This is a genomic window from Stenotrophomonas sp. PS02289, assembly GCF_029960115.1.
Classification (GTDB): domain Bacteria; phylum Pseudomonadota; class Gammaproteobacteria; order Xanthomonadales; family Xanthomonadaceae; genus Stenotrophomonas.
Window position 1 is genome coordinate 1 of sequence record NZ_JASCOZ010000216.1, and the last position, 5997, is coordinate 5997.

Consider the following 5997-nt stretch of genomic DNA (forward strand, 5'->3'; position numbering starts at 1 on the left):
GAGGCGGGGTGAGGTGTGGGGTCGTGGGTGGTGTGCGGACGTGGAATCCGATGTGGTTGCAGGTTTTAGCGCGCCGCGTTCGATGGTCATGCCCTACCGGATGTTGATGTGATATCGGCGGTCGACTGTCGTGCGACCCTACCGGCCAGATCTACGTGCGCGTTACCACCGCGAGTTCGGCGTGTGCGTTGCCAGGACGAGGTCGGCGGGTGCCGATGTGCGAGAGCATTCATATCGAGCGCGACAGGCGCACGATTCGACACGCTTGGCTACTAGTTTGTTCTGAACGATTTACATTGGTGCGCTTCATGTCTTCGCATTGCCCTGTTTCCGGCACATTAGTCTCACGGGCATGCGCGCAGAGTCGATCCATCGGCCTCATGGTGACGCCGAGTTTGGAGAAGATCATGACCAACCAGAACCAGCAGAATCAGCAGAACCAACAAGGCCAGCAGAACCAGCAGGATCGCGAAGGTCAGCGCCAGGGTCAGCAGCAGCAACAGCAGGATCAGAAGCGTGAGCGCTCTGGCCAGCAGGGTGACCAGGAAGAAGAGTGAGCTTGATCCCTTAGTGGGACAGAAGCCCGGCCGTCGGCCGGGCTTGTTGTATCCGCGTCCGTATGGAACGGCGATCTCATCGCGTTACCGCGTTCTGCTAAGCTTGCCGCCCATCAAGCAGTACCAAGAGGCGAACTGTGCCCCTGTGTGCCATCGCCTATCGCAGCGACGCTGCGGACGGCATTTCCGTTGACCGCCTTAACGCTCTGGTTCGAGATGCGTCCCACCACAATCGGTTGGCGGGCGTTACGGGCGTTTTGTTGTTTGACGGGAAGCAGTTCCTGCAATACATCGAAGGGCCGGACGACGGCATCGATTTCGTTTATTCGCGGCTGAATAACGCCAAGAGCCATAAGCATGTGGTGGAGCTGGCGCGCGGTCATGGTGGCGTGCGTCGCTTTCCTTACTGGTCCATGCATTGGATTCTGGTTGAGCAGCACCAGTTACATGCGCTCGCCGTGGCGGACTGGACGATGATTGAGAAGCACCGCAGTGAGTCGGAAGTTGTGGTGCCTGCAGTGGCGGAGCTTACTGCGCTGGTGCGCCCGCATCTTCAAGATGCCGGTTGAGTGCGCCTGAATTATTCAGGACCTGTCCGTCACTTCGGCGAAGAGTTGATTGCTGACGCCCTGCCGCGAGCCACAGGCGGGACAGGTTATGACCACACCGCCTTCTACGGTTTCAAGGCCTTTGCCTGGGTGCGCGCGTAGTGTTGTTTTGCAGCTGAGGCATTCGGCGTGCAGCCGTTGCACGCTGCGGCATTCGTCAGGGTGGACGGGCGCGGGTGCGTGCGCGTGCAGGATATTGAATCGACCTGTTGTGGGCATGGGCGGACGCACTGTGGGGTAGCGGGCATTGGAGCGCAGATGCCGGATGGATGAGGTCAATTCATTGTGATGATGATGTGCTGGGTGTGGGGCTTCGTTGTCTGGCGGAGGGGGCGCTGCGTTCGGTGGTCATGCCTTACCGGGCGTTGAGGTGTTATCGGCGGTCGACTGGCGTGCGACCCTACCAAAGCGAGGTTCACGTGCGCGGGTGGGGCCGAAGCGGGGTTCACGTGCACGGGTAGGGCCGAAGCGAGGTTCGCGTGTGCGGGTCGGGCCGAAGTGAGGTCCGCGTGCGTGGGTGGGGCCGACGCGAGGTCAGTGTGCGCGGATGGGCCGGAGCGGCGTCAGCGTGTGTAGGTGAGCATCCATTGCGGTGCTCAGCTCAGGGCCGGCGCGCGGAAGATGTGGTCGCGGGTGAGCGGGGCGAGTTCCAGGTCCCCGGGGTTCTTCGGGTCGATCCAGGCGATTTCTTCCAGTTCGGCCTTGGGGTGCAGTTCGTCGTTGTGGCTGAAGGTGTACACCTGTGCGGTTACGGTGCTGCCGCGTTCGTTGACGGCGGGTGCGCTGAAGGTTCCGATGAAGACGGGCAGGGTGAGGGCGATCGTCAGGCCGAGTTCTTCGTCCAGCTCACGGCACAGGGCCTGGATGGGGTCTTCACCCGGTTCGATCTTGCCGCCGGGCTGGATGAAGGCGTGTGATCCCTTCTTTCTTACTACGAGCACTTTGCCGTCATCCCGGGAGATGACGGCTGCTGCGATGCGGATTACTTCGGGGGACATCGGATGCCTTGTTCTCGCTGCGAGGGACGATAGAGAGGCCCCAGTTTAGTCGCGCGGGCAGGTTGGATCCTACCCGCGCATGGCTCACCCCGCCTTAGGCATCAACGCTTCCGCATCCTTGCCCGCGGCAATGCGCATCGGCGCTGCCGGGTCTGTCACGGCGCGCCAAACTGCCTCCGCTACGTCCTGCCCTTCAGTAATCGGACCACTGCTGTCGCGGAGGCTTGCGAATACCTTTCGCGCAAATTCGCTGTAGGCATTCTGGTCATCCGTCTGAGGAAGTACCAGCGCATTGGACCCGAACTTTGTGCTCGGCGCGCGGCCAGGCAGCACTAGGCGCACGCGTACACCGAACGGTTCAACCTCAATTGCCAGCGATTCAGTGAGGGCGTTCACTGCGGCTTTGGTGGCGGAGTAGAAGCCGACCAGAGGCAAGGGCTTCAGCGTGACCGAGGAGGTCACGTTGACGATCACACCTTCGCCGCGCGCCCGCATCTGCGGCAGCACGGCTTGGGCGACGGCCAGCGTGCCGAGCGTGTTGGTTTCCAGCAGGGACCGGGCGGTTTCCATCGTGGTGAGTTCCAAGGGAACAGCTGCGCCTACGCCAGCATTGTTGACCACAGCATCGAGCGGGCCGGCGGCTGCGATGGCTCGCTCAATGCTGCCCGGGTCGGTGATGTCCAGCGGCAATACGGTAAGGCGGTCGGAGCGCGGCAGGAGGTCCTCGCGTGGTGTGCGCATGGTGGCCACCACGTTCCAGCCGCGGTCGAGGAAGAGTTTGGCGGTGTCCAGGCCGAAGCCGGAGGAGGTGCCGGTGATGAGTACGGTGGGCATCCGGTGTTTCCTTGATGGGTTGGGGAAGCCCATGTTCACTGGTTGGGGCTGGACGGTATATGCTGACGAATCTCTCATTCTTCGTAGATCGTCCAGATATGGCGGATCCACTGGCCCAGGTTGTCTCCCTGCTGCATCCCAGCGCCCGGTTCTCCAAGCGGGTGGAGGGGGCGGGGGAGTGGTGCGTGCACCGCGAGGGTGAGGGCGAACCTTTCTATATCGCCCTGCTGGCGGGGGAGTGCCGGCTGACGGTGGACGATCACCCGCCGTTGCATCTGCAGGCGGGAGATTTCGTCCTGGTGCCTGCGTTACGGTCTCTTTTCAATTGCAGTGCCGGGGCGGGCGCGGAGGTGGTGCCCGAGCTGCCGGTTCGACTGGGGGACGGCTGGTTCCGCGTGGGCCGGCAGGAAGGCCCGGCCGAGGTGTTGATGCAGATCGGGCATTGCCAGTTTGAATCGCCGGATGCGCCATTGCTGGTGTCTTTGCTCCCGCAGGTGCTGCATGTGCGCGGTGTGGAGCGGCTTGCGGTGCTGGTGGAGATGGTGGGGGATGAGTCGCGCTCGGCACGGCCGGGGCGTGAGGTGGTGCTGGAGCGGCTGTTGGAACTGCTGCTGATTGAGGCGTTGCGGAGTGCGGCGCAGTACTCCGATGGGGCGGGGCTGGTGTATGGATTGGCGGATGAGCGTCTGGCCGGGGCGCTGCGGGCGATTCATGAGCGGCCCGAGCAGGCGTGGACGGTGGCTTCGCTGGCGACCGAGGCGGCATTGTCGCGGTCTTCGTTCTCCGCGCGGTTTACCCAGGTCGTGGGGGTTGCGCCGATGGAGTATGTGCTGGCCTGGCGCATGGCGCTGGCAAAGCAGCTGTTGCGGTTGCAGACGTTGACGTTGGAACAGGTGGCGGAGCAGGTGGGGTATGCGAGCGCGGTGACGTTCAGTGCGGCGTTTGCGCGGCGGGTGGGGGTTTCGCCTGGGCGGTATGCGCGGGTGGGGATCTAGACGCCGCGCGATGGTGGCTGCGGTGGCCTTTGGTAGAGGCGGTCGTAAGACGCCTGCCGATAACGGTTGTGGGTGCTTTAACGCAGGGACGTCTGCCGGAGAGGTGCTTGCGTTCGGTGGTCATGCCCCATCGGCCGTTGATTGGTTATCGGCGGTCGACTGGCGTGCGACCCTACCGCCCCTCGACACATTATGGTTATTATCCGCGTACTGGCTCCGGTGGGGATCGGGCCAAGTTAATACCCTGCGGTATATCACTTCCACCTTTCCACGTTGGTTCTCATGACGAACGCACTTCGGTTGTGTCTCGCGGTAGTGGTGTGTCTGTTTCTCCCGTCCTGCAAGATGGATTACTCGGCCATTCGCATGGGCCCACCGCAGGTGCCGGTTGCACATCTGGTGGGCGGTCTGAATCGCCTGGATGGAACGCAGGTCATCATCAAGAAGGTCAATGGCAAGAACGTAGGTACCAACGTCAACGGAAGAGAAATGCTGATTCCTGCGGGTACCAATACCCTGCAGATGTTCTACTTGAACGGGCTGGCGCTCAGCAAAGTGGACTTCACCAGCGATTTTGAGGCCGGTGGCTACTACATCGCCGAGGTGTACCCGTACGAATCGGAGAAGATCGCACGATTCGTTCTCACCCGGGTGTCGCCCCAGGATTTCCAGACCTTCATGTGCCGCGCGCAAGGAGACCTGCAGGAGCGATTGAAGAACGTCAATCCGCAGCCTGCACCGGCGTGCGATGCGATCAAGGCAGCGCGTATGCAGAGCGTCCAGCCGCAGCCGAAGCCGCAGCAGAGCTGGAACGGCTTCAAATCCATAGGGAAGTGAGCAGCCCATGAGAATGGCATTTCGTCTGTTGGCGACGTTGTCGCTGTGTTTGTTGCTGGCGTCCTGCAAGGTGGACTATTCGATGGTGCGCGCGGCACCGCCGGGCGTAGGCGTTGCGTATCTGACCAGTGGGCCCAACCTTTACGGTGAGGGCGGCGCGTTGGTGCTGAAGATCAACGGCAAGAAGTTCGGCGGTCGATTGACCATTGGATACGAAATCCAGGTGCCGGTGGGTCGGAATACGCTTTACATGGCGCATTGGGTGGCGCAGGGGCAGGCGCATGGAGACGTTGTCGCGGACTTCGAGGAGGGTGGCTATTACGTTGTTTCGCCGATCCCCGATCTGGAGCGACGGAGGGTCAGGTTTGACCTGAAGCGAGTTACCCCTGCGCAGTTTCAAGCGGCCAGATGCGCGGCACAACGGCAGGTGCAGGAAAGCATGAAGAACATCAACCCGCAGAAGACACCCGCATGCGATGAGATACGGGTGGGTCGGGGGGCGTGAGGACGGCTGGGTAACGTTTACAAGGGTCTCACGCAATGGCGGCGTACAGAGACACTTCTTCTCGTTCCACGTGCTGCCATCGGCCCTGCGCGAACACGTAGCGCGTCTGCGCGCGCTCGCGCGGCGGTACCGGAGCTTCCAGCGGAGGCTTGGCGGGCGGCGGGTCGCGTTCGGGGGGCGCTTCGTTCGGCGGGTCTTCGCGGGTGGGTTCTGCCGGCGGCGGGGCTTCCACCGGGGGTTCCGGTGCGGTCGGGGCTTGGCCGGGGTTCGGCACCTGCGCGCGGGCGGTGTCGTTGCTGGTTTCGAGCTGCTGCATGGGGGCTGCGGCGGGGGGGGTGTGGTGATCGTCCCATTGCGGATGTCAACGAGGGGCGATGATGGGTGCCTGTTCGGGGAGTTTGCTTCGTTCGTTGGTCATGCCCTAAGGCGCGTTGCATTGCTATTGGCGGTCGACTGTCGTGCGACCCTACCAGCGAACGGACCATCGCCCGGAAGCGGAGCGTGGTCAGCGAACGGATCATTGTCGGGAAGCGGAGCGTGGTCAGCGAACGGATCATTGTCGGGAAGCGGGGCGTGGTCAGCGAACGGATCATTGTCGGGAAGCGGGGCGTGGACAGCGAGCGGATTATTGTCAGGAAGCGTGGCGTGTTCAGCGAGCGGAAA

The 5997-nt window shown here is 62.6% G+C and carries 8 protein-coding genes; 5 read left to right on the forward strand and 3 right to left on the reverse strand.

Going from position 1 to position 5997, the window contains the following annotated elements; genetic code table 11:
* The first annotated feature begins 407 nt into the window (after positions 1-407).
* A complete protein-coding gene (locus tag QMX83_RS19500) occupies positions 408-557 on the forward strand; it encodes a hypothetical protein (RefSeq protein WP_282298302.1) in 150 nt (49 codons plus the stop codon).
* 137 nt (positions 558-694) lie between these two features.
* On the forward strand, positions 695-1126 hold the full coding sequence (locus QMX83_RS19505) for a BLUF domain-containing protein (RefSeq protein WP_282298303.1): 432 nt from the start codon (positions 695-697) through the stop codon (positions 1124-1126).
* Positions 1127-1761: 635 nt separating this feature from the next.
* On the opposite strand, the gene QMX83_RS19510 is transcribed toward QMX83_RS19505, so the two are convergent.
* Entirely contained in the window at positions 1762-2163 is a 402-nt protein-coding gene (locus QMX83_RS19510; protein ID WP_282298304.1) for an NUDIX domain-containing protein, read from the reverse strand.
* A gap of 84 nt (positions 2164-2247) precedes the next feature.
* Entirely contained in the window at positions 2248-2997 is a 750-nt protein-coding gene (locus tag QMX83_RS19515) for an SDR family oxidoreductase (protein WP_282298305.1), read from the reverse strand.
* Positions 2998-3056: 59 nt separating this feature from the next.
* Here QMX83_RS19515 and QMX83_RS19520 point away from each other — a divergent pair, with 59 nt between their 5' ends.
* The 3 genes from QMX83_RS19520 to QMX83_RS19530 all read left to right on the forward strand — a co-directional run bounded on the left by QMX83_RS19520 (position 3057) and on the right by QMX83_RS19530 (position 5334).
* A complete protein-coding gene (locus tag QMX83_RS19520; RefSeq protein WP_282298306.1) occupies positions 3057-3992 on the forward strand; it encodes an AraC family transcriptional regulator in 936 nt (311 codons plus the stop codon).
* Between the two features lie 282 nt (positions 3993-4274).
* Positions 4275-4829 carry a hypothetical protein gene (locus QMX83_RS19525; RefSeq protein ID WP_282298307.1) on the forward strand — a complete coding sequence of 185 codons (555 nt, stop codon included), beginning with the start codon at positions 4275-4277 and terminating at the stop codon, positions 4827-4829.
* 13 nt (positions 4830-4842) lie between these two features.
* Positions 4843-5334: a hypothetical protein gene (locus QMX83_RS19530; protein WP_282298308.1), complete on the forward strand. Its 492-nt coding sequence runs from the start codon at positions 4843-4845 to the stop codon at positions 5332-5334.
* A gap of 28 nt (positions 5335-5362) precedes the next feature.
* On the opposite strand, the gene QMX83_RS19535 is transcribed toward QMX83_RS19530, so the two are convergent.
* Positions 5363-5650, reverse strand: a complete 288-nt coding sequence (locus tag QMX83_RS19535; protein WP_282298309.1) for a hypothetical protein — start codon at positions 5648-5650, stop codon at positions 5363-5365.
* Positions 5651-5997: the final 347 nt, after the last annotated feature.